The organism is Cupriavidus sp. 8B (genome assembly GCF_054589115.1).
In genome coordinates, this window is sequence record NZ_BAAILO010000111.1 from 1 (window position 1) to 365 (window position 365).

General features: G+C 63.6%; 1 pseudogene. It reads right to left on the reverse strand.

Features of this window, described 5'->3' with window-relative positions:
- Positions 1–365 (reverse strand): annotated as a pseudogene (locus tag ACYP5B_RS12375) (ISNCY family transposase); the annotation flags it as partial.

Genomic DNA, 365 nt, shown 5'->3' on the forward strand with positions numbered 1-365 from the left:
CGCCCAAACTGCGTGTAGCCGTCACCCCCGGTGGCATTCGGCTGATTGACCCGGAAGATGCCCGCCTTGTCGCTGTAGAACGCGACCGGCTTGCCGTGGCACTCAAGGTAAGCCCGTGTCGCCTCGAAATATGCAAAGGCCGATTCGGTTGGCACGAAGCGCAACGCCATCAGTTGGCTGGTGGCGTCGTCGACGTAGACCAGCAACGTGCAAGGCGACGAGCGGTCTTCGAACCAGGCGTGGTCGCTGCCATCGATCTGGATCAGTTCGCCCAAACAGGCGCGCCGATTCCTTGGCTGGTGGACCTTGGGCGGGCGCAGCCGGCGCGGCACCCAAAAACCCGCGTCAATCATAAGGCCGCGCAC